Origin of the sequence: Mesorhizobium sp. M0563, from assembly GCF_040321065.1 — a bacterium.
In the GTDB taxonomy this organism is placed as follows: Bacteria; Pseudomonadota; Alphaproteobacteria; order Rhizobiales; family Rhizobiaceae; genus Mesorhizobium.
This window is the reverse complement of sequence record NZ_JAMYQV010000013.1, coordinates 21357-48024: the sequence shown is the minus strand read 5'-3', so window position 1 is coordinate 48024 and position 26668 is coordinate 21357. Positions and strand designations below refer to the sequence as shown.

General features: G+C 64.5%; 24 protein-coding genes and 1 pseudogene. 12 read left to right on the top strand and 13 right to left on the bottom strand.

The features are described from left to right. Positions 1-75: 75 nt before the first annotated feature. Together NKI50_RS17625 and NKI50_RS17620 are read right to left on the bottom strand one after the other, a co-directional pair. Complete coding sequence (locus NKI50_RS17625; protein WP_352640358.1) at positions 76-786, bottom strand: DUF1223 domain-containing protein; 711 nt, start codon at positions 784-786, stop codon at positions 76-78. A gap of 350 nt (positions 787-1136) precedes the next feature. Next, complete coding sequence (locus tag NKI50_RS17620; RefSeq protein ID WP_352481391.1) at positions 1137-2189, bottom strand: TadE/TadG family type IV pilus assembly protein; 1053 nt, start codon at positions 2187-2189, stop codon at positions 1137-1139. A gap of 156 nt (positions 2190-2345) precedes the next feature. Between NKI50_RS17620 and lepA the strand changes: the two genes are divergently transcribed. The 6 genes from lepA to NKI50_RS17590 all read left to right on the top strand — a co-directional run bounded on the left by lepA (position 2346) and on the right by NKI50_RS17590 (position 11441). Then, positions 2346-4151, top strand: a complete 1806-nt coding sequence (gene lepA, locus NKI50_RS17615; protein ID WP_352640357.1) for a translation elongation factor 4 — start codon at positions 2346-2348, stop codon at positions 4149-4151. 173 nt (positions 4152-4324) lie between these two features. Next, the gene (locus NKI50_RS17610; protein WP_352481393.1) at positions 4325-4849 is read left to right on the top strand and encodes a hypothetical protein; all 525 of its coding nucleotides are present in this window, start codon (positions 4325-4327) and stop codon (positions 4847-4849) included. 279 nt (positions 4850-5128) lie between these two features. Continuing rightward, positions 5129-5503, top strand: a complete 375-nt coding sequence (locus NKI50_RS17605) for a hypothetical protein (RefSeq protein ID WP_502896353.1) — start codon at positions 5129-5131, stop codon at positions 5501-5503. A 526-nt stretch (positions 5504-6029) separates the two neighbouring features. Next, entirely contained in the window at positions 6030-6653 is a 624-nt protein-coding gene (locus NKI50_RS17600; RefSeq protein ID WP_352640356.1) for a CDGSH iron-sulfur domain-containing protein, read from the top strand. Positions 6654-6951: 298 nt separating this feature from the next. Beyond that, positions 6952-8979 carry a hydantoinase/oxoprolinase N-terminal domain-containing protein gene (locus tag NKI50_RS17595; RefSeq protein WP_352640355.1) on the top strand — a complete coding sequence of 676 codons (2028 nt, stop codon included), beginning with the start codon at positions 6952-6954 and terminating at the stop codon, positions 8977-8979. A gap of 290 nt (positions 8980-9269) precedes the next feature. Next, entirely contained in the window at positions 9270-11441 is a 2172-nt protein-coding gene (locus NKI50_RS17590) for a malate synthase G (protein ID WP_352717207.1), read from the top strand. Positions 11442-11642: 201 nt separating this feature from the next. Here the strand turns inward: NKI50_RS17590 and NKI50_RS17585 are convergent, their stop codons facing one another. The 6 genes and pseudogenes from NKI50_RS17585 to NKI50_RS17560 form a co-directional block, all read right to left on the bottom strand. Then, positions 11643-11930, bottom strand: a complete 288-nt coding sequence (locus NKI50_RS17585; protein WP_352515833.1) for a GNAT family N-acetyltransferase — start codon at positions 11928-11930, stop codon at positions 11643-11645. Continuing rightward, entirely contained in the window at positions 11834-12157 is a 324-nt protein-coding gene (locus NKI50_RS17580) for a hypothetical protein (RefSeq protein WP_352495471.1), read from the bottom strand. Before NKI50_RS17580 ends, NKI50_RS17585 begins: the two co-directional genes overlap by 97 nt. A 92-nt stretch (positions 12158-12249) precedes the next feature. Then, positions 12250-13783: pseudogene (locus tag NKI50_RS17575) on the bottom strand (YifB family Mg chelatase-like AAA ATPase). Positions 13784-13943: 160 nt separating this feature from the next. Next, positions 13944-14885, bottom strand: coding sequence for a glutathione synthase (gene gshB, locus NKI50_RS17570; protein ID WP_352640352.1), 942 nt, complete (start codon positions 14883-14885; stop codon positions 13944-13946). Positions 14886-15101: 216 nt separating this feature from the next. Next, positions 15102-15476: a GtrA family protein gene (locus tag NKI50_RS17565; RefSeq protein WP_352640351.1), complete on the bottom strand. Its 375-nt coding sequence runs from the start codon at positions 15474-15476 to the stop codon at positions 15102-15104. Positions 15477-15483: 7 nt separating this feature from the next. After that, complete coding sequence (locus NKI50_RS17560; protein WP_023718901.1) at positions 15484-16491, bottom strand: glycosyltransferase; 1008 nt, start codon at positions 16489-16491, stop codon at positions 15484-15486. 130 nt (positions 16492-16621) lie between these two features. Between NKI50_RS17560 and NKI50_RS17555 the strand changes: the two genes are divergently transcribed. From NKI50_RS17555 to NKI50_RS17530, 6 genes are all read left to right on the top strand, one after another. Next, positions 16622-18421, top strand: a complete 1800-nt coding sequence (locus NKI50_RS17555; RefSeq protein ID WP_352481399.1) for a GtrA family protein — start codon at positions 16622-16624, stop codon at positions 18419-18421. 132 nt (positions 18422-18553) lie between these two features. Beyond that, positions 18554-19321, top strand: coding sequence for an SDR family NAD(P)-dependent oxidoreductase (locus NKI50_RS17550; RefSeq protein WP_352640350.1), 768 nt, complete (start codon positions 18554-18556; stop codon positions 19319-19321). Further along, positions 19321-20271: a 2-dehydro-3-deoxygalactonokinase gene (locus tag NKI50_RS17545; protein WP_352640400.1), complete on the top strand. Its 951-nt coding sequence runs from the start codon at positions 19321-19323 to the stop codon at positions 20269-20271. The genes NKI50_RS17550 and NKI50_RS17545 overlap by 1 nt, the downstream gene beginning before the upstream one ends. Next, complete coding sequence (locus tag NKI50_RS17540) at positions 20268-20906, top strand: 2-dehydro-3-deoxy-6-phosphogalactonate aldolase (protein WP_023718905.1); 639 nt, start codon at positions 20268-20270, stop codon at positions 20904-20906. Before NKI50_RS17545 ends, NKI50_RS17540 begins: the two co-directional genes overlap by 4 nt. Then, positions 20906-21787, top strand: a complete 882-nt coding sequence (locus NKI50_RS17535; protein ID WP_352481401.1) for an SMP-30/gluconolactonase/LRE family protein — start codon at positions 20906-20908, stop codon at positions 21785-21787. Before NKI50_RS17540 ends, NKI50_RS17535 begins: the two co-directional genes overlap by 1 nt. 159 nt (positions 21788-21946) lie before the next feature. Beyond that, the gene (locus tag NKI50_RS17530) at positions 21947-23005 is read left to right on the top strand and encodes a D-alanine--D-alanine ligase family protein (protein ID WP_352481402.1); all 1059 of its coding nucleotides are present in this window, start codon (positions 21947-21949) and stop codon (positions 23003-23005) included. Here the strand turns inward: NKI50_RS17530 and NKI50_RS17525 are convergent. The 5 genes from NKI50_RS17525 to dnaJ all read right to left on the bottom strand — a co-directional run bounded on the left by NKI50_RS17525 (position 23002) and on the right by dnaJ (position 26534). Further along, entirely contained in the window at positions 23002-23289 is a 288-nt protein-coding gene (locus tag NKI50_RS17525) for a DUF1330 domain-containing protein (protein ID WP_023718908.1), read from the bottom strand. The two genes, NKI50_RS17530 and NKI50_RS17525, sit on opposite strands and share 4 nt — an antisense overlap. A 23-nt stretch (positions 23290-23312) precedes the next feature. Further along, positions 23313-24026 carry an orotidine-5'-phosphate decarboxylase gene (pyrF, locus tag NKI50_RS17520; protein ID WP_352640349.1) on the bottom strand — a complete coding sequence of 238 codons (714 nt, stop codon included), beginning with the start codon at positions 24024-24026 and terminating at the stop codon, positions 23313-23315. Next, the gene (locus tag NKI50_RS17515; protein ID WP_352495461.1) at positions 24023-24619 is read right to left on the bottom strand and encodes an NADPH-dependent FMN reductase; all 597 of its coding nucleotides are present in this window, start codon (positions 24617-24619) and stop codon (positions 24023-24025) included. The genes pyrF and NKI50_RS17515 overlap by 4 nt, the downstream gene beginning before the upstream one ends. Before the next feature lie 62 nt (positions 24620-24681). Beyond that, positions 24682-25287: a phospholipid N-methyltransferase PmtA gene (gene pmtA, locus NKI50_RS17510; RefSeq protein WP_352481404.1), complete on the bottom strand. Its 606-nt coding sequence runs from the start codon at positions 25285-25287 to the stop codon at positions 24682-24684. A gap of 116 nt (positions 25288-25403) precedes the next feature. Further along, positions 25404-26534, bottom strand: coding sequence for a molecular chaperone DnaJ (gene dnaJ / locus NKI50_RS17505; protein WP_023679852.1), 1131 nt, complete (start codon positions 26532-26534; stop codon positions 25404-25406). Positions 26535-26668: the final 134 nt, after the last annotated feature.

Genomic DNA, 26668 nt, shown 5'->3' with positions numbered 1-26668 from the left:
GTCTCCTTGGGTTATGGCAGGGTTGATCGCATGCGGCGGCGCCGCTGCGGCATTGCGCAAATTTCGGAACGGGTTCTAATTCGCAGCGGCACCGAGGATCGGCCCGCCGCCCGGCACCTGGACCAGCACCGCGGTGCTGAGGCCGCCCGTCGTCGCCGGCAGCGGCAGCGCGGTGGCGTCGCCGGTCCAACTGCCCAGCCTGGTCAGCGAATGCACGACATTGGCGTGCGGCAGCGTGCGGCCGGTGTTTTCGCCGCGCGCCACCGGCACCTCGATGACGCCCTTGCCGTAACGCACCAGCCAGACATCGGCCTTGCCGCCGGGCACCGGACCGGCGCCGATGCTGACCTTTCCACCGGCGAGCGACAGCGAAGGTCCATCGGCGTGGCCGCCGCTCGAAATCAGCTGCTCGATCTCGCCCGGCCTGGCGCCGACCGCATCGGCCTTGCCGTTGACCACCACTTGCGGCGTGAACGGGCCGGAACGGCCGAGCGACGGTTCATAGCGGACCTGGCGCTGCGTGAATTCTTCTTTGCCGAATGTGTCCTTCCAACCGAGATAATCCCAGTAGGTGACGTTGAAGGACAGCGCCAGCACGCCGGGCCGGTCCTTGACCTTGATCAGATTGGCGTTGGCCGGCGGGCAGGACGAGCAGCCCTGGCTGGTGAACAGCTCGACGACGGTCAGCGTCTGGCCGGCAGCCGCGCTGGTTGCCGAAAACCCGATTGCCGAAAACAGTGCCAGGGAAAGCCCGACAAGGGCCGTGCTGCGTTTCGATCCGGTCATCGCTGTCCTCATGTGCGGTTCCATGTCCAAACTTCGCCGCCGACGCACGGTTCGTTACAGCATCACCGCTTCGTGATTGAGGAGAAGTCCAAGTTTTTTCGTCTTAGGGATTGGCGAGAGCCGAGGCGACATCCGATCTCCCCCCTTGTGGGGGAGATGTCCGGCAGGACAGAGGGGGGCGCCACCGAGCGTCATCCTACGTGGACGCCGAGTAACGCCAACTCGATGCTAGGATGGGCCAAGCGGATTGGAGGTTGCCAGATTTGCAAATTACGAGAGCCGCGGGACAGCGCCCCCTCTGGCCTGCCGGCCATCTCCCCCACACGGGGGGAGATCGGCACTTGGCCCGGCTATTGTGTAAGCACGGTCTCCGAAGGCCGCTTGTTGAAGGCGCACTTGCCGGTCACCGTGTAGAAGAAGTCGGCATTCGAAATGGCTGCCGGTACGGGATTGCCGCCATCTTCCCAAGCCTGTTTGCTGCTCTGGCCGCATGGCACGAGCGTGAAGATATCGACGGTTTCTCCGTTCGCAATTTCGACGCCGTCGGCGTAAAGCCGGTTCGATGTCGCCGGATCGTTCGATTTGAGCACGGATGGATTGCCGGACGGCACATCCATCCGCAGGTACAGCTGGTCCATCTGGCTGACGTCGATCACCGCACCAGCACTCGTCGCGGGATACATCGTGCTGACGCAGGTGGTTGCGTATTTCCTGCCGTATGAGTCGGTCTGGGTGATCGTGGTGCTGGGCAAGCCGTAGAAGCTGAGCACCGTGGCGGTCGTGCATACTTGCTGCTGGACCAGCGTGGTCGTCGTTCCGTTGATCGTATACACGCTGGCTGTGCCGTAGCCCTTAGGGTCGCCATAACCGTTGTATGTGTAGTCGATCTTCATCAGCTTGTTAGCCAGCGTGTCACCAAACTTGGTGCCATAGAGCGTCATCGTTTTGTTCCAATAGCCCGAGATCTTATCGACTTTGAACGTGGCCTCCACCAATGCCGGCCGCTTTGTCACCGCGGACGCGACGCCGACCTGCACCGTGTTGATCTTGACGATCTGCATGAAACTCGTCGGCATGGCGAAGCCAGCCGAAGCCTTGATGCTGGCAGCGCCGTCGGTAGCGACGACGAAGCTGTCGAGCTTGGCCGTGCCTTGCCCGCCATTGGCCAGGTATGCCTCCTGCAGCTTCACCTGGCGGTCCGCCAACGTCGTGGTCGTCTCCAGCGTCGTGATCGACAGCGACGCGGCATCGAGCGCGTTCTGCATCGAGGCCCTGGTTGAAACCGCCGAGGTATAGTCGATGGAAAAACCCAATGCGGCAACCATCGGCATAAGCAAGATGGCGAGCATTGGCGCGAACGAGCCGCTCACCGAGTTGAGAAATTTGCGTGCGGACAGCGGCATTCCGATCCCCCGAAACGGCGATAGACCGGTGGGCTATCACGCCGGGCGCAAACTATGCTCTAATCTCATGGATCAAAGTTTAACGACTTTGGCCCCGCCGCCGCTCCCGCGCCCCGCCGCTTGCCCATGCAGCGTGCCCCTGCTAAAGCGCGCCGCATGACCACGCCGATCAAAAACATCCGCAATTTCTCCATCGTTGCCCATATCGACCACGGCAAATCCACGCTTGCCGACCGGCTGATCCAGTCGACCGGCGGGCTGGAGCTGCGCGACATGAAGGAGCAGGTGCTGGACTCGATGGACATCGAGCGCGAGCGCGGCATCACCATCAAGGCGCAGACGGTGCGGCTGAAATACCGCGCCAACAATGGCGAGGATTATATCCTCAACCTGATCGACACGCCCGGTCATGTCGACTTCGCTTATGAAGTGTCGCGCTCGCTTGCCGCCTGCGAGGGCTCGCTGCTGGTCGTCGATGCCTCGCAAGGGGTCGAGGCGCAGACGCTGGCCAATGTCTACCAGGCCATCGACAACAACCACGAGATCGTCGTGGTGCTGAACAAGGTCGACCTGCCCGCCGCCGAGCCCGAGCGCATCCGCGAGCAGGTCGAGGAGGTGATCGGTATCGACGCCTCCAACGCCGTGCTGATCTCGGCCAAGACCGGGCTAGGCATTCCCGATGTGCTCGAGGCGATCGTCAACGATCTGCCGCCGCCGCGCGAGGGCGACATCACGGCTCCATTGAAGGCGATGCTGGTCGACTCCTGGTACGACGCCTATCTCGGCGTCATCGTGCTGGTCCGCATCATCGACGGCGTGCTGAAGAAGGGCCAGACCATCCGCATGATGGGCACCGGCGCCAGATACCTGGTCGAGCGCACCGGCGTCTTCACGCCCGCCCGCATCAATGTCGATGAGCTCGGCCCCGGCGAGTTCGGTTTCTTCACCGGCTCGATCAAGGAGGTTGCCGATACCCGCGTCGGCGACACCATCACCGAAGACAAGCGCCCGACGGCACAAGCCCTGCCCGGCTTCAAGCCGGCGCAGCCGGTGGTGTTCTGCGGCCTGTTCCCCGTCGACGCCGCCGATTTCGAAGACCTGCGCGCCGCCGTCGGCAAACTGCGCCTCAATGACGCGTCCTTCTCCTTTGAAATGGAAACCAGCGCCGCGCTCGGCTTCGGGTATCGCTGCGGCTTCCTCGGCCTCTTGCATCTCGAAATCATCCAGGAGCGGCTGGAGCGCGAGTTCAACCTCGACCTCATCGCCACCGCGCCCAGCGTCGTCTACCGCCTGCTGTTGAACGACGGCACGGTCAAGGAACTCCACAACCCGGCCGACATGCCCGACGTGGTCAAGATCTCCGCCATCGAGGAGCCATGGATCCGCGCCACCATCCTCACCCCCGACGACTATCTCGGCGGCATCCTGAAGCTATGCCAGGACCGGCGCGGCATCCAGGCCGACCTGTCCTATGTCGGCAAGCGCGCCATGCTGATATACGATTTGCCGCTCAACGAGGTGGTCTTCGACTTCTACGATCGTCTGAAGTCGATCTCCAAGGGCTACGCCTCCTTCGACTATCATTTGACCGACTACAAGGAAGGCGACCTGGTGAAAATGTCGATCCTGGTCAATGAGGAGCCGGTCGACGCGCTGTCGATGCTGGTCCACCGCACGGCGGCGGAAAAGCGCGGCCGCCAGATGTGCGAGAAGCTGAAGGAGCTGATCCCGCACCATCTGTTCAAAATCCCGATCCAGGCGGCGATCGGCGGCAAGGTCATCGCCCGCGAAACGATCTCGGCGCTGCGCAAGGACGTCACCGCCAAATGCTACGGCGGCGACGTCTCGCGCAAGCGCAAGCTGCTCGACAAGCAGAAAGAGGGCAAGAAGCGGATGCGCCAGTTCGGCAAGGTGGATATCCCGCAGGAGGCGTTTATCCAGGCGCTGAAGATGGGCGATTGAACGGGGTTACGCCCATTTCCCCCGTGGCCGGGCTGTTCCCAATTTCGAGCTGACCGAACCGCCTCCCGATGCGATTAAATATGCGCCGGCCAATGCCCTTCGCTTTAGGCAGCGGGCCGCCATTGGAGAAGGTCCCGTCTTGAAGTATCCTTGAGCTTGGAAGGGAGGTCCCGATGCGTCCCGCCAGCCCTGCTATCTCCGACACGATCGCCGCGATCGGCCTTGCCATCGGCGGCGCGATGGGCCTCGTCGGCACCTTCGTCGAGAGCGCGTCCCTTCGCGAAACACTCTGGACGATCGACGGCGTCGCACTGGTGGTAGCAACCGCGCTGCTGACGATGAAATATCAGCGGCTGGGCAATGACTGCGTGGCGGCCGGATTTCTGACCTTTCTCGCCGGCGAGAGCCTGCTGCTCGCCGGCAATGCGGCGGGGCTTGAGGCCAGCGTGCCCTCCTATGTCGGCGGTATCTCGCTCTGGGCGGCGGCGCTGGTCATGGTCAGCGCGCCGAAAACCTTCGCCCTGTGGATGCGGCTCACCGCTGTCGTGGCGGCTGTGCTGTTTGTCGTCTCAGTGGGCCTGATCCTCTGGGGCACCCCTTTGCTGCCGACCTCGGCGCCGCTGCCCGCTGCCGGATATCCCTTCCTGGTGCTCACATTCATCGGCTGGATATGGACCCTGCTGAAGCCCGATCGTTGAGCCCGTCGGACCGCCCCTCTCCGGCAGCTTCGCGGCCACCTCTCCCCCACCATGTGGGGGCGAGGAACCCAGGTCTTGTGAGGCTTCGGCGATTGGCGGTTTCCTCGCCCCACGAAGTGGGGAGAGGTGGTTTGCGAAGCAAACCGGAGAGGGTTCTTCCTTGGCAGCCTCGCGCGTCTTGCGACGCAAATGCCGCAATCACCTCTTCCACCCTTCAACCCGCCATGCCATGTTCCCCCGCGCGGCCGAGCAGGCCGTTTCATTCCGGGGGGAATCATCATGTTGTCTTACGCTTTCGCGCGCCGCGTTGCCGCTGCGCTGTTCATCGTCGGATTGTTTGCGCCCGTCGCGCATGCCGGCGATGTCACGTTCGAGATCAAGAACAGCCATCCCAACGCCATGCGCGTCGAACTGTACAGCCAGGACCGCGACCACGTCTGGCCGGGCAACAATCAGGATTATTATCTCAACGACGGCGAGACCAAGTCGATCCCGCTGTCCTGCAATGACGGCGAATCGATCTGCTACGGCGCCTGGGTCGATGGTGACGAGAATACCTATTGGGGTGTCGGCCCCGCCAACGCGGAAAAATGCGACGATTGCTGCTACACCTGCAGTGGCGGCGAGACCGAGGAAATCGATCTGGTTCCGTGAACTGTCTCCCTTTTGTTCGAGGGCTATTGCACACCGGCAAGCGCCCCCTCACCCGGATTGCCAACCGAATTGCGAAGGGGAATTCGGGGCAATCCGACCTCTCCCCGAGGGGAGAGGAGTCGCCTGCACTGGTGCCAGCCTCTTCTCCCCTCGGGGAGAAGGTGGCCGCGAAGCGGCCGGATGAGGGGGACTCCTGTATGCGATTGCCTCACCCTTGTGGGCCAGGTGGTCGTACAGAGGCCATAGCAGCGGAGCGCTGTCCCGCCAGCGTCGGCCGGCAACGCCGGGATTCAAAGCTGAAACAAAAAACCCGCCTCGGTGGGGCGGGTCGTTGGAGCCAATTGGCACCATAGTCAAATTAGTAGCATAGCTGCCGGCACAAAGCAAGAACAAAATGTAGTGCTGCGAGCAAAAAATGCGAATTCCCTTCCCGCCGCGCCCGAGGTCGGCCCTCACGAGGTGGAGAATGCTGCCTTGACGTCGTCCTGGCCGTCGCCATAGCGTAGTCCGAGAGGAGATCCCACCCATGGCAGTGGTCGAAGGCGAAAACATAGAGATCGGCTTTTCGGGAAAACGTTGCATCCATTCGCGCAACTGCGTGCTTGGCGATCCGCGTGTCTTCGTGCCCAATGCGCCCGGGCAGTGGATCCACCCCGAGGCGGCCAGCGTCGAGAAGATCGTGGCGCTCGCCGAAGCCTGCCCGTCCGGCGCCATCACCTATGTCCGCAAGGATGGCGGGCCGCAGGAACAGCCGCCGGTGGTCAACACCGTGCGCATCAGGGAAAACGGCCCGCTGGCCGTCCATGCCGAGATCGTGCTGGGCGGCGAAACGTTTTTCCGCGCCACGCTGTGCCGCTGCGGCGCTTCGGAAAACAAGCCGTTCTGCGACGGCAGCCACGCCAAGGCAGGCTTCACCGCCACCGGCGAGCCGCCGTTGAAGGATACGCCGGCGCTGGAAGCGCGGGATGGCCCGCTGACCGTCACGCCGACCACCAATGGCCCGCTCAAGCTGGAGGGCAATGTCGAAATCGTCACCGGCACCGGCCACACGGTCGACCGCACACAACGCACCTTCCTCTGCCGCTGCGGCCACTCCGCCAACAAGCCGTTCTGCGATGGCAGCCACAAGCGCGTGGGGTTTGTCGGGTAATTGCCAAGGTTGCGATCCGTCACGCCCCCCTCTGTCCTGCCGGACATCTCCCCCTCAAGGGGGGAGATTGGCAGCTTCGCCGGCGGCCACCCTGTTTGCAGCGTTGAAAATTTGCGAGAGCGTGGGTGACACCCAATCTCCCCCCTTGAGAGGGAGATGTCCGGCAGGACAGAGGGGGGTGCTGTCCCGCCGGCATTGGGCGAGCCTGCAGCGTGTTCGCCCGTGGCCCAGCCATCGCGGCTTTATCGATCGGCCGGTATCCGCTAAGGGGCGGAGACGAATTCTCCGGACCCAAAATATGACTGCCAAGACCAAACCCTCCCCCCTGTTCCTCGGAATAGACACCGGCGGCACCTACACCGACGCCGTGTTGTGGTCTGAAGCCGGCGGCCCCGGCGGAAAAGTGCTGGCCAAGGCCAAGGCGCTGACCACCCGTCACGACCTGGCGGTCGGCATATCGGGCGCGGTCGATGCGGTGCTGCAAAAAGCCGGCACCGACCCGGCGGCGATCAAGCTGGTGTCGATGTCGACGACGCTTGCCACCAATGCGCTGGTCGAGGGCCAGGGCGGGCGCGTCGCGTTGGTGATGATCGGCTTTGCCGAAGGCGATCTGGCCCGCGACGGGCTGAAGGCGGCGCTCGGCACCGATCCGGTGGTGTTCTGCCCCGGCGGCCACGATGTCCATGGCAATGCGGCAAAACTCGATCTGTCCGGGCTGGAGGCAGCTTTGCCGGAACTGGAAAAATCGGTGTCCGGCTTTGCCGTCTGCGCCTATTTCGCCACCCGCAATCCGGCGCATGAGCTTGCCGCCCGCGACCTGATCCGCGACAGGACCGGCCTGCCGGTCACCGCCAGCCACGAGCTGTCGGCCAAGCTCGGCGGCCCGCGCCGGGCACTGACGACATTGCTCAACGCCCGGCTGATCTCGATGATCGACCGGCTGGTCGCGGCAACCGAAGGTTTTTTGGCCGCGCGCAAGATCGCCGCCCCGCTGATGGTGGTGCGCGGCGACGGCGCGCTGGTCTCGGCCGCCTTTGCCCGCCAGCGGCCGATCGAGACGATCCTGTCCGGCCCGGCCGCCAGCCTTGTCGGCGCCCGCCACATGACCGGCCTCGACAATGCCGTGGTCTCCGATATCGGCGGCACCACCACCGACGTCGCGGTGTTGGACAAGGGCCGGCCGCGGCTCGATCCGGAAGGCGCCACCGTCGGCGGCTTCCGCACCATGGTCGAGGCCGTCGCCATGCGCACTTTTGGCCTCGGCGGCGATTCCGAAGTGGCGCTGGAGGACGGCGCGCTCAACCCGAAGATCCTGCTCGGGCCGCGCCGCCTGGTGCCGCTGGCGCTGGCCGGCATGATGCATGGCGACGCGGTCACATCAGAACTGGAACGCCAGCTGCGCGCACCCAATCCCGGCCGCATGGATGGCCGCCTCGCGGTGCGCACCGGCGTGCCGGAGCGGCTCGCGGCCGGACTGACCGGTGCCGAAGCCAAGCTTTACGAGCTGATCGGTGCCGTGCCGCAGGCTCTCGACAGATTGCTGACTTCGAATGCCCAGAACGCCACCTTGAACCGGCTGGTGTCGCGCGGGCTGGTGCATGTCGCCGGCTTCACGCCGTCGGATGCCGCGCATGTGCTGGGCAGGCAGGCCAATTGGGATCTGGCTGCGGCGCGTCTGGGTGCCGAGCTGTTCGCGCGCAGGCGTGACGGCCGCGGCCAGTTCATCGCCGCCTCGCCGGAGGCGATCTCGGAACGGGTGCTGACCACGCTGACCCGCCTGTCGGCGGAAGTCATCCTCGAGACCGCCTTCGCCGAGGATGGGCTGGATGGCGCGGCGACCGTCGCCCACGCGCTGGTCCAGCGCGCCGTCGACGCCCATCCCGGCATCGCCCGGCTCAGCGTCGCGCTCGACCGTCCGGTCATCGGCCTCGGCGCCTCGGCGCCGTTGCACTATGCCGGCCTGGCCGAGCTGGTCGGCAATGACTGCGTGGTGCCTGAGGATACCGATGTGGCCAATGCGCTCGGCGCCGTCGTCGGCCAGGTCCGGGTTTCGGCCGAGGCGCGGGTCAGCCAGCCCAAGGAAGGGCTGTTCCGTGTCGCCTCAGGCGAAAGCGTGCGCGATTTCAACGACGAGGCGGCGGCGATCGCCGCGGCGGAGAGAGATGTGCGCGCTATTGCCGCCGGGCGGGCGAAGGACGCCGGCACCGACAGCGCCGAGATCGAAATCGCCAGCGAGTTCCGCGTCTCCACCGTCGAGGGCCAGCGCATGTTCATCGAGGCGCATGTCGTGGCGGTCGCGTCGGGCAGGCCAAGGATGGCGGTGTGATTAGCCGATCTCCCCCCTCGAGGGGGAGATGTCCGGCAGGACAGAGGGGGGCGCTGTCCCGCCAACGTCTCAGTCTTTCGCGGTAACACCTCAGACTTGCGGCTGGTCGTAAATGGCAAGGTCGGCGATCCTTCACGCCCCCCTCTGCCCTGCCGGGCATCTCACCCACAAGTGGGGAGATTGGCAGCTCCTGCAACGGCGAAAACGCCCTACCTTCACCTATGCCGAATTGACCCTGCAACCGCGACATGCCAAAGGCCCGGCCTAGCCTTTCGTCTGGAGAAGCCCTGATGACCGATCGCGTCGAGATCGCCGGATTGCGGATTGCCCGCGAGCTTCATCATTTTGTCGTGAACGAGGCGTTGCCGGGCACCGGCATTGAAGCGGAGGCATTCTGGAGCGGTTTTTCGGCGATCGTCCATGATCTCTCGCCAAAAAACCGGGCGCTGCTCGAAAAACGCGATGCCATGCAGGACAAGCTCGACCGCTGGTACCGCGACAATGGCGCGCCCGTCGACATGGAGGCCTACAAGAGCTTCCTCCGCGAGATCGGCTATCTCCTGCCCGAGGGGCCGGCCTTCAGCGTGACGACCGAAAATGTCGACCCGGAAATCGCGCTGGTCGCCGGGCCGCAGTTGGTGGTGCCGGTGATGAATGCGCGTTATGCGCTGAATGCCGCCAATGCGCGCTGGGGCTCACTGTATGATGCGCTCTACGGCACCGACGCCATCCCGGAGACGGACGGCGCCGAGCGAGGCAACAAATTCAATCCGGCGCGCGGCGCCAAGGTCGTCGCCTGGGCGAAAAGCGTCTTCGACGAGGCGGTGCCGCTCACGACAGGCAAATGGGCCGGCGTGAACGGGCTTTCGGTCGCCAACGGCATGTTGCGGCTGGGCGAGGGCGGCGGCGCCACCACGCTTGCCGACCCCAAGCAGTTTGCCGGCTATCGCGGCGATGCCGCCGACCCCGAAGCCGTCTTGCTGGTCAGGAATGGCTTGCACATCGAAATCGCCATCGACCGCAACAACCAGATCGGCCGCACCGATCCGGCCGGCATTGCCGATGTCGTGCTGGAATCGGCGCTGACAACCATCCAGGACTGCGAGGATTCGGTGGCGGCCGTCGATGCCGAGGATAAGGTGCTGGTCTACCGCAACTGGCTCGGCCTGATGAAGGGCGACCTGGCTGAAGAGATCACCAAGGCCGGCAAGAGCTTTGTCCGAAGGCTCAACCCCGACCGCACCTATACCGCGCCCGATGGCGGCACGCTGACCGTGCCCGGCCGCTCGCTGATGCTGGTCAGGAACGTCGGCCACCTCATGACCAATCCGGCGATATCGGACCGCGACGGCAATGAGGTGCCGGAAGGCATCATGGATGCGGCGCTGACGGCGCTGATCGCGCTGCACGATGTTGGCCCCAACGGGCGCCGCGCCAATTCTCGCGCCGGCTCGATGTATATCGTAAAACCCAAGATGCACGGGCCGGAGGAAATTGCCTTTGCCGTCGAGATTTTCGACCGCGTCGAGGCGCTGCTCGGCATGGCGAAAAACACCATCAAGATGGGCATCATGGACGAGGAGCGGCGCACCACCGTCAACCTCAAGGAGGCGATCCGCGCCGCCAGGGACCGCGTCGTCTTCATCAACACCGGCTTCCTCGACCGCACCGGCGACGAGATACATACCTCGATGGAAGCCGGCCCGATGATCCGCAAGGGCGACATGAAGCAGGCCGCCTGGATTGCCGCCTATGAAGCCTGGAACGTCGATACCGGGCTCGAATGCGGGCTGGCCGGCCACGCCCAGATCGGCAAGGGCATGTGGGCGATGCCCGACCTGATGGCGGCGATGCTGGCCGAGAAAATCGCGCACCTTAAGGCCGGCGCCAACACCGCCTGGGTGCCGTCGCCGACGGCGGCAACCCTGCACGCCACGCACTACCACAAGGTCGATGTCCAGGCCGTGCAGAAGGCGCTGAAAAGCCGGCCCAAGGCCAGGCTCGACGACATCTTGTCGGTGCCGGTAGCAAGGCGGCCGAACTGGTCGCCTGAAGACATCCAGAAGGAGCTAGACAACAACGCGCAAGGCATTCTGGGCTATGTCGTGCGCTGGATCGACCAGGGCGTTGGCTGCTCGAAAGTGCCTGACATAAACGACGTCGGCCTGATGGAGGACCGCGCCACGCTGCGCATCTCCTCGCAGCACATCGCCAATTGGCTGCATCACGGCGTCTGCACGCCCGATCAGGTCATGGAAACGATGAAACGCATGGCGGCGATCGTCGACCGCCAGAACGAAGGCGATCCACTCTACCGGCCGATGGCACCGGACTTCAACAATTCAATCGCGTTCCTCGCCGCCTGCGACCTCGTCTTCAAAGGCCGCGTCCAGCCCAACGGCTACACCGAGCCGGTGCTGCACGCGCGGCGGCTGGAACTGAAGGCGAAGCAAGGCGCCTGAAGCGAAGGCGCGGGAGCCGGCGTCCCCCTCCCCTTGAGGGCAGGGTGACCCGAAGGGCCGGGAGGGGTCCTGCATGAAGTGCGCCAACGCCCATTCTGACGATGCGCCTCAGGAAGAGGATCATCGGGGCCCAGGTTCGATTTCCAAAAATAGGGCAAGTCGAGGGACGCCGCGTCCTCCACACCGCGGCTGCCTCTAACCTCACGCGGGCGAGATCGAGCACGACATGAAAATATCGGTATGTCTGACCGGCTCCGGGGTTTCACGGAAGGGCGGGCAGGGCCTGAAGCCGAACGACTCATACACGGCAATGGCGTTTTTCATGTAGAACGTCGTGTGGATCAATACCGTCCGGATTCGGCCTTTCCGGATCTCCGCCAGCGCGGCCCCCATCAGCGCCCGGCCGATTCCTTTTCCGCGAAACGACGCGTCGACAAAAAACTTGTGAATCTCCGCCGTATGGTCGTCGAACTGGTCAAGGCGAGGCAGCCCGCCGGTAGGTTCTCCGATCGCGCGATAAACGCCATGGCATCTGGCGCGCCGAACTTCGCTGCCAGCGAACTGCCGCTCCTTTCGGGGTGGAAGATGGTCCTCACGTCCTCCTCCGAGACGCCGTAAGGCTGCACGGCGTCGACATCCCATTGTGCAAGCTTGCGGCAAAGCCCGGCCATGGTCTCGAAGTCTTCGGCACTGCGTGCCGGCGAAACAGAAATCATCCCCGCCTCAGCCCCGGTTAGGTGCATGACCGTAACATATGCGATCATCGGGCGCGAACCCGCAACCGTACTTCCAGCGAGCAGCAGAAGCACTACGCCGCCTGTGCCATCCGCTCCGAGCTCATGCGGTAGGAAATCGCCTCGGCCAGATGGATGCGGCCGACCGTTTCGCTGGCCTCGAGATCGGCCAGCGTCCGCGCCACCTTCAAGACGCGGTGGTAGGCTCTTGCCGAAAAGCCGAGCTTTTCGCTGGCGTCCCTCAGTAGCGACAGGCCGGCGGCATCGGGCATGGCGATCTCCTCGATAACCGACGGTGAGCAATGCGCGTTGGTGGTGGCGGAGGTCGCGCCGAGCCGTTCGAAACGCTCACGCTGGATCATACGGGCACGAGCGACGCGCAGTGCCACGGCTGCACTCTTCTCCGCCCGGTCCGGCCGGATCAGATCGCTGGCCGAAACCGCCGGTACCTCGATCCTGAGATCGATGCGATCGAGCAGCGGGCCGGAAATGCGCGCCTGGTAGTCGGTGCGGCAGCGGTCGCCGCGCAGGCAGCGATAGCCTGGCTCGCCGGCCATGCCGCAGCGGCACGGGTTCATCGCCGCGACCAGCTGGATGCGCGCCGGATAGGTGACGCGATGGTTGGCGCGCGCGATCCATGCAGTCGCCGGTCTCCAGCGGCTGGCGCAGCGCATCGAGCGCCTGCGGCGAGAATTCGGGAAACTCGTCGAGGAACAGCACGCCGTGATGGGCAAGCGAGGCCTCGCCCGGCCGCACGCGCAAGCCGCCGCCGACCATCGCCGCCATCGAGGCCGAATGATGCGGCGCGCGGAACGGCCGCCGGTCGGTGAGCTTTCCTTCGCCGAGTTCGCCGGCCACCGACGCGATCATCGAGACTTCGAGCAATTCCTTCGGCGCAAGCGGCGGCAGGATCGACGGCAGCCGCTGCGCCAGCATCGATTTGCCGGACCCGGGCGGACCGACCATCAGCAGATTGTGGCCGCCGGCTGCCGCCACCTCCAGCGCCCGCTTGGCGGTCTCTTGCCCCTTGATGTCGGCAAGGTCGGGCAGGTCGCGCGCCGAAGCATGGATGCCGGCTTCCGGCCGCGACAGGACCTGCGTGCCGCGAAAATGATTGGCGATGGCGATCAGGCTGCGCGGCGCCAATATGTCGAAATCCTTGCCGGCCCACGCCGCTTCCGGCCCGCAGGCGAACGGGCAGATCAGGCCCTTGCCTTCGGCATTGGCGCCGATCGCCGCCGGCAGCGCGCCGGCCACCGCGGCAATGGTGCCGTCGAGCGATAATTCGCCAAGCACGACATAGCCGGCCAGCATGTCGCCCGGAATGGCGCCGAGTGCCGCCATCAAACCGAGCGCGATCGGCAGATCGTAATGGCTGCCCTCCTTGGGCAGGTCGGCAGGCGCCAGATTGACGGTGACCTTCTTCGACGGCATCGACAGGCCGGATGCATGCAGCGCCGCCTGCACCCGCTCGCGGCTTTCGGCTACAGCCTTGTCGGCCAGGCCGACGATGTGCATGTTGACCTTGCCCGGCGCGATCATCACCTGCACGTCGACCGGCACGGCCTCGATGCCCTGGAAAGCAACCGTGCGAACCCGCGCCACCATGTCTTCACCCCGGCTGCAGGGTTGCCCCAAGCCCTTGCGATCATGCCGCGAACGGCGTCACCGGAGACAACCACAGATTTCCGGCGAAGGCAAGAACATTTGGGGAACGGCTGAACGCAGCGGCTCCAATGGGTTGCAACGCGGCCGCTCCGAAGCGAGACTAGTTACGCTTGCCCTCCACCGCATCCCAGAACAGGCTGGCGATGTCGGCGCCGCCGAAGCGCTTCACTTCGCGTATGCCGGTCGGTGAGGTCACGTTGATCTCGGTCATGTAGTCGCCGATGACGTCGATGCCGACGAGGATGAAGCCGCGCTCCCTCAGCCACGGGCCGATGCGGGCACAGATCTCGCGTTCGCGCTCTGTCAGCTCGGTCTTTTCGGCGCGGCCGCCGACATGCATGTTGGAGCGCGAATCGTGCTCGGCCGGCACGCGGTTGATGGCGCCGACCGGCTCGCCGTCAATCAGGATGATGCGTTTGTCGCCGGCGCGCACCTCCTTGAGGTAGCGCTGCACGATGTAGGGTTCGCGGAACATCTGGCCGAACATTTCGAGCAGCGAGGCGAGGTTGCGGTCGGCCTCGTGCAGGTGGAAGATGCCGGCGCCGCCATTGCCGTAGAGCGGCTTGACGATGATGTCGCCAAACTCCTTGCGGAAGGCGGCGACTTCGAGCGGATCCTTGGTGATCAGCGTGTCCGGCATCAGGTCGGGAAATTCGGTGACGAAGATCTTTTCCGGGCTGTTGCGCACCCAGGCCGGGTCGTTGACCACCAGCGTCTTCGGATGGATGCGCTCGAGGATATGCGTGGTGGTGATGTAGTTCATGTCGAAGGGCGGATCCTGCCGCAAAAGGATGACGTCCATCTCCGAAAGATCGGTACGGATTTCTTCGCCCAGTGAATAATGGCTGCCCTTCTCGTCGCGGACCTGCATCGCCTCGATGCGGGCAAACACCTTGCCGTCGCGCAGCGACAGCCGGTCGGGCGTGTAGTGGAACAGCTGGTGGCCGCGCCGCTGCGCTTCCAGCGACAGCGCAAACGACGTGTCGCCGGCAATCGACACGGTGGAGATGTGGTCCATCTGGACGGCGACTTTCAGGGGCATGGCAGCTCTCCGGCGCACTTGCAGCGATCCACTTGGATGCACAAAGTACGCTCCAACACTTTTGAATCCATGCATCGTGCTGTCCGAAAATCGATTCCGATTTTCGCGCCGATGCATCGACGACAGCGATATAAGGAAATCGGCGGCTTCTGCCAATCGGCCAAGGTCATGATGAGGCTGCGCTTCGTTTGGCGCAGATCCCAATGCGATGTGCCGTCAGCGATCGAAGACCAGCTTGGAATAGCCGAGGAAGGACAGCGCCATGGCAATCAGCGAGGCGACCGCAAGGGCGATGAGCGGCGACACCGTCGGCAGCGCGAACAGGATGGCGCAATAGACGAGATAATTGACGACGCTGGTGGCAATGCCGACGCCGCCATAGCGTGCGCCCTCTTGCGCGATGCCGCGGCTGGAAGGCGAAAACGTCAGATGGCGGTTGATCAACCAGGTGACGGACAGGGCAAAACCGATCGAAATGATGCGAGCCGCGAATGGTCCGAGCGGCGCTATCGTCAGCACCAGCCAAAGCGCCGCCGCATCGGCGACGAAGCCGACGCCGCCGGCGAAAATGAAGCGGGCGAGGCGTCCCATTCAGGCTCTAGGCCGCGCGCGGGGTCTTGCCCGGTCCGGCCTTCAAAGTCGCGAGGGCGCTTGCACGTTCACGTTCGACGCGACCGGAAGGCATCGACAGATAGAAGATGCGCTTCTGCTCGGCCCGGCCGCGCGACACCGAATCGAGGATTACCCCGGTCACCGCCGCCAGCATCGACAGCAGCAGCAGCCCGACCGACAGCACCCAGGTCGGCATGCGCGGCACAAGCCCGGTTTCGGCGAACTCGATCAGCACCGGCGCCATCAGGAACAGGCTCGATGCCAGGAAGAACACCGAAAAAGCGCCGAAGAAACGCAGCGGCTGTGTCTCCTTCATCAGCATGGCGAACATCCACAGGATCTTCGCGCCGTCGCGAAAGGTCGACAGCTTCGACGAGGAGCCTTCCGGCCGGCGGCCATAGTCGAGCCCGATCTCGCTCACCGGCAATTTGAGCTGCGAGGCGTGCACCGACATTTCGGTCTCGATCTCGAAACCGCCGGAAACGGCGGGAAAGCTCTTGACGAAGCGCCTGGTGAAGGCGCGGTACCCCGAGAAGATATCGGTAAAGTCCGAGCCGAACAGCCGCTTGTAGAGGCTGTTGAAGATGCGGTTGCCGAAGGCATGGCCAGTCCTGCCGGCATCGTCGGCGACGCCGCGCCTGGTGCCCACCACCATGTCGGAGCGCTCGGTCAGCAGCGTGTTGATCAGTTGCGGCGCGTCCTCCGGCGCATAGGTGCCGTCGCCGTCGGCCATCAGATAGATGTCGGCCTCGATGTCGGCGAACATGCGGCGCACGACATTGCCTTTGCCCTGGCGCGGCTCGCGCACCACGATGGCGCCGGCGGCGCGGGCTCGGAGCGCCGTCAGATCGCGCGAATTGTTGTCGTAGACATATATCGCGGCGGCAGGCAGCGTCTCGCGAAAGCGCCGCACCACTTCGCCGATCGTCAGCTCCTCATTGTAGCAAGGCAGGAGCACGGCGATGCTCGGCTCATGGCGCACTTCTTGTGGCATTTTCGTCTCCGGATGCCCTGTGAGGTCCCTGACCGCTCAAACGCCGGCCTCGCTCGGGGCGGCTTTACTATTTATTGAAGCTGTTAAGGCTAGGTTTAAACCGCCCCGTATTCCTTCCAAAGGTCCTGATATGAGCACAGCCGACGATGGCGCCTCCATTTGGAGGTCCGATATCGCGCTGGCGCTGCTTGCCACGCTGCTGGCGCTTGCCGTCAATGCCTTTGCCGGTTTCCCGGAACTGACCAATGCCGGCGGCGACAACGACAATCTGCTGCGCCTTGTCGAAGTTCGCGACATGCTGGCCGGCCAAAGCTGGTTCGATCTGCACCAGTACAGGATGGGCCTGGAAGGCGGCTTCGTCATGCACTGGTCGCGGCTGGTCGATGCGCCGATCGCCGCCATCACGGCCGTGTCGGCCCTGACCGGGAGCACGGTCTTTGCCGAGAATTTTGCGCAAGTGCTGTGGCCGGCGCTGCTCTTTTGCCTGACCGTGTTTTTCACCGCTCGCACCGCGCGCAGCTTTGCTGGTGACGGCGCCGTGCTGCCCGCTGTCGTCGTCGGCGCCGCCGCACTGCACTTCCTCGGCATTTTTTCGCCTGGCGCGCTCGATCACCACAATGTCCAGCTGATGCTGAGCATGGCCAGCCTGAGCCTTCTGCTTGAAGCGCCGTTGCGCAGGCCGGCGGCACTACTCTCCGGCCTGTGCGCCGGATTGATGCTGGCCGTCGGCATGGAAACCGCGCCTTATGTCGCCACCATCGGCGCCTCTGTCGCCACGCTGTTTGCCCTCGACGCCGATGGCGAGAGGCCGATTGCCAGGGATTTCGGCCTCGGCTTTGCCGGCGTGTCCGCTCTCGTCTTTGTCGCCACCATCGCACCGTCCGCCTGGGGTCAGGCGCAATGCGACGCCTTCTCGACCGTGCAGTTCGTCGTCGCAGCGATTGCCGGAACCGGCCTTGCGGCGATAGCGTCGGTCGAGCCCGCTGGCCGCACGCGCCAACGGCGCATCGCCTCGCTTGGCCTGCTTGCCCTGATATTGGCCGCAGTCGTCGTCTTTTTGTTCCCGCAATGCCTGGCAGCGCCCTATGCCAACCTCGATCCGCGCCTCAAGGAGCTATGGCTTGATCACATCGACGAGGCGCAATCGCTGTTCAAGCTTCTCGCTGAAGATCCGGCCGGGGTGGTGGCGCGCTATGCTACGCCGCTCATCGCGCTCGTGCTGATGGCGCTTCGCCTTGGCCGTGGCGGCTGGCGGCGGCAGGACAGCCTTGTCGGCACGCTGCTTGTCGTGGCCTTCATCGTCAGTGCCTGGCAGGTGCGCGGTTCGACATTCTCGATCGCCTTCGCCGTCATCCCGCTTGCTGCCTGGATTGCCAAATGGCGTCAACGGGCCGAGGCCAGCCCGTCGCGCGGCGTGGCGCTGCGCATGGCCGCCGTCTGGCTGGTTTCGGTGAATGCCGTCTGGACTGGGGCTGCCGCGGCGACCTCGGTCGCCTTCGAGGACAGCAATACCGCCGCCGATAATGGCGACGGCGCCGATGTCGCTTGCCAGCGCATGGCCTCCTTTGCGGCGCTTGGCCGCCTGCCCGGCACCACGGTGCTGGCAATTTCCAATCTCGGATCGCCGATCCTGGCCTATTCCGGACACCGCGTCTTCGCCGGGCCTTATCATCGCAACGTCGCCGGCAACCTGCTGGCGCTCGATGCCTTCCTTGGGTCCGATGCCGATGCCAGGACAATCCTGGCGGATCATCACGTCGGCCTCGTCGCATTGTGCCCCGGCAGCCCCGAAAGCAAGCTCCTCGCCGCCAAGGCGCCGGCAGGTTTTCTCGCCGGGTTGATGCGCGGCAGCGTACCGGAATGGCTTGAGCCGGTTGCCGGGACCAGCGGAGCCGCCGTCGAATTGTACCACGTCCGGCTGGGCGGCTGATCGATCGGGGGCGCGTGCGGCCTTTTGTCGGACATAAGTCCCGACTATCCACTCTTTCGCCCTTGCCCGCCCGACATGGCTGGATAGGATGCGCGCCGGTCAGACCGAGATCGTTGGACCGGGAGAGAATTCATGATGCCATCGGCACGCTTTGCCGACCTCGAAGGCGCTTCGGTGCTGATCACCGGTGGCGGCTCGGGCATTGGAGCCGCCTTGACCGAGGGATTTATCCGCCAGGGGGCAAAGGTCGCCTTTATCGATATCGCCGACCGTCCGAGCCTGGCGCTGGCCGATCGGTTAGACAAGGAGCTCGGCCGGCGGCCGCTCTATCTCAAGACCGATATACGCGATATCGAGGCATTGCGGTTATCAGTTGCCAAAGCCGCCGAGGCGCATGGCGACGTGACCGTGCTGGTCAACAATGCCGCGCAGGATGACCGTCATACCGTCGAAGACGTCACGGTCGAGTTCTGGGACAACAATCATGCCATCAACCTGCGCCCGCATTTCTTCAGCGCACAGGCGGTGGCGCCGGGCATGAAGCGGGCCGGTGGCGGCTCGATCATCAATTTCACCTCGACCTCGTTTCTCATCAACCATCCCGATATGCCGGCCTATACCGCCGCCAAGGCCGGCATCGTCGGCCTCACCAAGGGTCTTGCCGGCAAGCTCGGCGTCGACGGCATTCGCGTCAACGCAATCGCGCCCGGCTGGGTGATCACCGAGCGACAGAGAAAGCTCTGGGTCACCGAACAGGCGCTCGCCGCCCACGTCGCCAAGCAGTGCGTCAAAGAGGTGATGCAGCCGGAAGACGTTGTCGGCACCGTGCTGTTCCTGGCGTCGGATGCTTCACGCATGCTGACCGCGCAGATGCTGATCGTCGACGGGGGGTTCCTGTGATCTCATCGAGCAAGGCCCCTTCTGTCGCGGCCGTCGACTGGGGCACCACCCGGATGAGGGTGTGGCTGCTCGACGGCGCCGGCAAGGTTCTCGCCGAGCGGCGCGGCGATGACGGGCTGATCACCGCCCAGGCTAAAGGATTTTCGTCCGTTCTCGAAGGGCATCTGGCTGCCATGGGTGCCCCCGAGGCGCTGCCGGTCATCATTTGCGGGATGGCCGGTTCGCGCCAGGGCTGGCTGGAGGCGCCCTATGTCAGCGTGCCGGCGCCGATCGGCGCTATCCTCGCCGGCGCTGCCCGCATCCCCGGCCAGCGCCGCGACATCCGCATCGTGCCCGGCCTTGCCCAACGCCTTGCCGATGCACCTGACGTCATGCGCGGCGAGGAAACGCAGCTTGCCGGCGCCGGTTTGCCGGCACAGGGACGCCACCTCGTCTGCATGCCCGGCACCCATTCGAAATGGGTGCTGGTCGAGGACGGTTCCATTGCCGGCTTCGGCACCTGGCCGACCGGCGAGCTGTTTTCGGTGCTGGCTGCGCACTCGATCCTGCGCCATTCGCTGGGCGAGCCGCCGCAGCCGGTTGCCGCCGAAAGTCCGTTTTTCCGGGACTGGTGCCTGAAGGCGTTGGCCGAGGGCGGTGACATCGTTTCAAGACTGTTCTCGATCCGCGCCGCCAGCCTGTTGCAGGACCTGAAGCCCGAAGATGCCGCAGCCTCTCTGTCCGGCCTGCTGATCGGCGGCGAGATCGCTTCGGCAAATAGCCGCTATGGGGCAAGCGCCGTGCCCGTCGTGCTGATCGCATCGGGCGCACTCGGCAGGCTCTATGCCGAGGCGCTCGGCCTTGCCGGGCTCGCTTTCAGGGCGGTCGACGCCGATGAGGCGGTGCGTGCCGGCCTTGCCGAAGCCGCGGGCGAAAATGGCATGATCGCCAAAAATGGAGTTGCCGCATGACCGAAACCGCACCTTTTCCAAAGCTCAAGCGGGGTCTGGTCGCGATCCTGCGTGGCCTCAAGCCAAGCGAGGCGGTGGCGATCGGCCAGGCGATCTTCGGCGCCGGCATCGAAGCAATCGAGGTGCCGCTCAACTCGCCCGAGCCTTTTGTTTCCATCGCCAGTATTGTCGAAGCGCTTCCTCCGACGGCGCTGGTCGGCGCCGGCACGGTGCTCACCGCCGCCGATGTCGACGGTCTGCACAAGGCCGGCGGGCGGCTGCTGGTCAGCCCCAATATCGATGCCGAGGTCATGGGCCGTGCCATGCAGTACGGCATGGTGACGATGCCCGGCGTGTTCACGCCGACCGAGGCATTTCAAGCAATCCGGCTCGGCGCCTCGGCATTGAAATTCTTCCCGGCGAGCGTGCTTGGCGCGGCGGGCATTTCGGCGATGCGCGCGGTGCTGCCAGCCAGTGTGCTGGTCGGCGCCGTCGGCGGCGTTTCGGACAAGGACTTTGCCGGCTACAAAGCGGCCGGCGTCACCGTCTTCGGTCTTGGCTCCAGCCTGTTCAAGCCGGGCATGAGCATCGACGAAGTGGCAGCACGGGCGAAGGCTGCGGTCGTGGCCTGGGACGCGGCGTTTGGAGCGGCATGATGAGCGAGACCATCGTTTCGGTTTTTTCCGACCATGTCTGCCAACTCGGCGAGGGGCCAAGCTATGACCCTGCCACGGACACGCTCTATTGGTTCGACATCGTCAACGGCCAGCTCCTGGAACAGCGCTTGTCCGGCGGTGCGGTCAAAATCCACGAGCTCGGTCAGATGGCCAGCGCCATCGCCATCGTCGACGACCAACGCCAGCTGATCGCCACCGAGACCGGCCTGCATGTCCGCGATGTCGCGACCGGCAAGCTGACGCTGCACACGCCGATCGAGGCCGATAATACGGTCACCCGCTCGAACGATTCCCGCGTTCACCCTTGCGGCGCCCTCTGGGTCGGCACCATGGGTAAGGGCGAGGAGAAGGCCGCCGGTTCTATCTACTGGTTCTTCAAGGGCGAGCTGCGCCGGCTCTATGCGGATCTCACGGTGCCCAATTCGATCTGCTTTTCCGAAGATGGGACCATCGCCCATTATACCGACACCAGCACCGGGCTGTTGATGCGCGTCGGCTGCGATCCTGCGACCGGCCTGCCGGTTGGCGAACCGAAGGTCTTCGTCGATCACCGTTCGGCCAAGGGCTATATCGATGGTTCGGTGCTCGACCGCGACGGCATATTGTGGAACGCTTGCTGGGGCGGCAGCGTCGTCGAAGCCTATGGACCCGACGGCAAGCTTGTCCGTTCGGTGGCGATGCCGGCGACGCAGCCGTCCTGTCCGGCTTTTGTCGGCAGGAATGCCGACCGGATCGCGGTCACCTCCGCCTGGTCCGGCAAGAGCGAGAAGCAGCGCCTGCTCGACCCGCAAGCCGGCATGACGTTTATGCTCGACATTCCAGTCAATGGTCGCTTCGAGCCGCGCGTGCTGATTGGCTAGACCATGGTCCCGAACCTTTGGTTCGGAAAAGATCATGGTCAAACAAGAAGATGGTGCGCTTGCTGTCGTGCAGGCGTCCGATCAACGTCGGTTCCGCGCAAGCCGAATGCGTTCCCCGTGCGATGGTAGGCAATCGTGCTGCCAGGAGCCGTTCCACCCATGTCAAGCCGCAAGCCGAAGCTGATCCTTGTCTACGAGCCGGAAAAGGCCTGCTTCGATCGGCTGGTCGCCGATAACCACGTGCCGGAGCGTGCCGTCGAAATCGCCTCCTATCTGGCGCAATCGACCGACATCGCTGCTGAATTCGACGCACTTGCCGCCGCTTGCCAGAAGCGCGGCTTGTCGTTTGCGCCGGTGACACTCGACGCCGCCGCAAGCGTTCTCGCCGGCGAGGACCCGAAGACCACGCTCGTCTGGACACTGACCGACGGCATCGCCTATTTCCGCGGCGGCGCGGCACCAGCTCTGGCACGGCTGAACGGCCTGAAGGCGATCGGCGCCGACGATGCGCTTTTTGCGCTCTGTCAGGATAAGTTCCGTTCCGGCGCCGTGCTCGGCGCGCTTGGCTTGCCGGTGCCGCGGGCGGGCCTTGCCCGTGACGGAGCCTGGCTGGTCGCGCCGCCGGACTCGCCCGCCGGCTGGTTCGTCAAGCCGAACCGGCTCGGCGCCAAGATCGGCATCTGGCCGGATTCGCGCTGCCACGATCTCGGCCACGCGCTGGAGCTTAGCCGGCGCGTCTTCGCCGCCTATCGCGACGATGTCGTGGTCCAGCCCTATGTCGCCGGCCGCAACGCGCGCGCCAGTTTTCTCGGATTGAAGCCGGATACCGGCGCCGAGGCGATCGGCATCGCCCTTGTCGATTCGGGCAGCGATTTCCAGACCATGCAGGACAGCCTGGCGCTTTACGGCGATACCGGTGTAGCGGCGAAAGCCGCGGGAAATTACGCTGAGCCGTTGCTGCTTCCCGTTGGCGCCAGCCAGCCTCGAGCCGATGCAAGAATTCGTCGCATCGCCGAAAGCCTGATGGTCGGGCTTGGCCTGCGGGATGTGTTTTCCATCGACTTCCGGGTCGAAGCCGACGACAGCGTGCACCTCATCGAGTTCGAGGTCTGCCCCGGCCTGCCCTGCTTCGATTTCCGCGATTACTGTCGCCAGCAATGGGGCCTGAGCCTCGCCAATGCGATGGCCGAGACCGCGATGAACCGACTTCGCGCCTAAATCCCCTCGACCAGCACGATTTCACCATCAGCCACCTTCTGGCGGATCGCGACCGCGCGCTGGTATTCGGGCGAGTGGTAGCAGTCATGCGCCGCCGCAAGCGACGGAAACTCGATGATCACATTGCGGTCGCGGCCCGGCCCCTCGGCCTTCTCATGCGCGCCGCCGCGCGCCAGGAACTTGGCGCCGAAGCGGTCGAAGGCCAGCTTGGCGGCTGCGACATAGTCCTTGTAGCCTTCCGCATCGCGCACGTCGACGCGAGCGATCCAGTATCCCTTGGGCATCGGTTTCTCCTGGTTTTTGGTCCTTATGCCGAGCGCATTTCATCGAGGATGGCTTCAGCTGCCGCCCGCCGGTCGGCCGCGCCGACGATCGGCCGGCCGACCACGAGGTGGCTGGAGCCGTTGCGGATCGCCTGCGCCGGCGTCACCACCCGCTTCTGGTCGCCATGGTCGCTGCCCGTGGGCCGGATCCCCGGCGTCACGACGGCCAGGTCGGGGCCGACGATGCGGCGCACCGCCTCCGCTTCCTCGGCCGAGCAGACGATGCCGCCCATGCCGGCATGTAGCGCCTGCTCGGAGCGCCTCAGCACCAGCGTATGCGGATCATATTCATAGCCGGCGTCGATCACGTCCTGCTCGTCCATCGAGGTCAGCACGGTGACCCCGAGCAGGCAAAGGTCGCTGCCCTTCGCAGCCTCGACCGCCGCCTTCATCGTCTTCGGATAGGCATGGATGGTCAGCATGCTCATGCCCATCCTGACGATGTTGTCGATCCCCTTGGCCACCGTGTTATCGATGTCGAGCAGCTTCATGTCGAGAAAGATCCTGGTGCCGCCGCTGGCCAGCTCGCGGGCGAAGTCGAGCCCGCCGGCAAAGGCGAGCTGGTAACCGATCTTGTAGAAGGAGACGATCCCGTCGAGCTCGCGCACCGCTTTCTCGGCTTCCTTCAGCGTCGGCAGGTCGAGGCCGACGATCAGCCTTTCCTGCATCGTGTCGGCATGCGCGGCGTCCGGGATCATGCCTCGATCCGCGTCGACAGCATGCGCGAGGTTTCGATCAGCGTTCGGCATAGGTGCTCCATCGATTGGCGTAGTCTCTCGTCCCTGAAGTTGCCCTCGTCGTCGAAGGCGTTGCCGCCCTCCGGCACCGAGCATTCCGGTGTCACCACCTCCATCCGGCAGCGCACCAGAACGGCGCGCAGATGGTTGATGCAGCGTATCCCGCCGAAGGGTCCGTTGGAAGACGAGCAGAGGCCGGCAACCTTGCCGGCAAGCGGCCTGAACGTCCGGCCGCCATCCTTGCGCAGCTGGCTTACCCAGTCGATGGTGTTCTTGAGCAGCGGTGGAATGGAGCCGTTATATTCAGGCGTCGCGATCAGCAGCCCGTCATGGGCGGCGATCATCCGGCCGAGCTTGACGGCGTCTTCGGGAATGCCTTCTTCCTTTTCCAGATCCTGGTCGAGGATCGGCAACGGATAGTCGGCGAGCGAGATGCGGGTCACCTCCGCGCCCTGCATGGCAAGTTCCTTCTGCGCAACGTCGGCGGTCCTGGCGCTATAGGCGCCGCTGCGCACCGAACCGGCGACGACGAGAATTTTCGGGATCACAGCCATGGGGTCTGCCTTGTCACCCGATGGGTATAAGACAAGTGCTATTCAAAACCCAACGCTGCAATTCAGGCGGCCCCGCGTCGGTAGATCCAAAGCTGCGTCGGCGGAATGTTGCGGATGACGAAATGGAAATGCTCGACCGTATAGTCGCCGCGGCCCGGCGGGATCGGCGACAGCGGCCCGTAAGTCAGCTGCACGATCGGCCGGCCCGCCGGGATGCGGTCGAGCAGGCTCTCGACATAGGCGATGCGCTGGGCGACCGGGAAGTTGAGCAGCGGCACGCCCGATATCACCGAATCGAAGACCAGATCGCGCTTGTCACCGAGCGTCGCGTCGAGATTGAAGGCGTCGCCCTCGATGACGTTGACGCCTGGATAAAGCTGGCGCAGATGGCGCACGAAATCAGTGGAATATTCGACCGCGTAGAGATTTTCAGGCTTTATGCCCTGAGCGAGGATGGCGCGCGTGATGACGCCTGTGCCAGGCCCGACCTCGAGCACCGGCAGGCCGGATTTCGGATTGACGATCGAGGCCATCTTGCGCGCGGTGATGGAACTGGTCGGGACGATCGAACCGACCGCCTTCGGCTTGTCGATCCAGCCCTTGAAGAACTTCAGTTCGTCGTCGAACTTTTCCGCCAGCGTCTTTCGCAGTCCGGGACTACGCGTCATCGAAAGTCCTCCTCAACGCTCCCTCGCATGCTACTTAGCAGCTACGAGGTGCAAGACAAGGCGAATCCCCGGATAAGGTGTTGATGACGCTCGGGAAGCGTTTCCAGGGATCAGCTTCAATGCTCGCCGAACGTTTCGAAAAAGTCCTTCATGCGGGCGAAAAATCCGCTCGACTGGGGCGAATTGTCCTTTGAGGAAAGCTGCTCGAATTCCTCCAGCAATTCGCGCTGGCGGCGCGAAAGGTTCTGCGGCGTCTCGACCACGGTCTGGATGTAGAGGTCGCCGATATTGGGCTGGCGCAGCACCGGCATGCCCTTGCCCTTGAGGCGGAACTGGCGGCCGTTCTGGGTGCCTTCCGGCACCTTCACCTTCGTCTGGGTGCCGTCCAATGTCGTCACCTCGAACGAGCCGCCAAGTGCTGCCGTCGTCATCGAGATCGGCACCTTGCAATAAAGATCGGCGCCGTCGCGCTGGAAGAACTCGTGCGGCTTGACCGCGAGGAAGATGTAGAGATCGCCCGATGGGCCGCCGCGCAGGCCGGCCTCGCCCTCATTGGCAAGCCGGATGCGGGTGCCGTCCTCGATCCCGGCAGGGATGTTGACCGACAGCGAGCGCTCCTCGGTGACGCGGCCCTGGCCGGCGCATTTCGGACATGGATCCTTGATGGTCTGGCCGCGCCCCTGGCATTGCGGGCAGGTGCGCTCGATCGAGAAGAACCCTTGCGTGGCGCGCACCTTGCCGTGGCCGTTGCACATCGAGCAGGTGACGGGCTGGGTGCCGGGCTTGGCGCCGCTGCCCGAGCATTCCGAGCAGGAGATCGATGCCGGCACGCGGATCTGCGCGGTCTTGCCGGAAAATGCCTCTTCCAGCGTGATTTCCATATTATAGCGCAGGTCGGCGCCGCGCTCGCGACCGCCGGACGAGCGACGCTGGCGCCCGCCCATCATGTCGCCGAAAATGTCCTCGAAAATGTCGGCGAAGCCGCCGGCGCCAAAGCCTTGCGCCCCGCCATTCATGCCGCCGTGCTCGAAGGCGGCGTGGCCGAAGCGATCGTAGGCGGCGCGCTTCTGCGGGTCCTTCAGCGTTTCGTAGGCTTCGTTGATTTCCTTGAATTTGTGCTCGCAGGCATGGTCGCCTGGGTTGCGGTCGGGATGGAACTGCATGGCCAGCTTGCGGAAAGCGCTCTTGAGCTCCTTCTCGTCGGCGCCTTTTTGCACGCCCAGCGTTTCGTAAAAATCAGCTTTCATGTTTTCCCGCAGTCCGGATAGTCAACGTCTTGAAGTATCGTTGCGTCGTTTGCCGGCACGCTGTTCCGATTTAGGTGTGATGGAGCCGGGATGCCAGTGTCTACGAGGCTTTGTCCGCATTTTTTCGGGTAGCT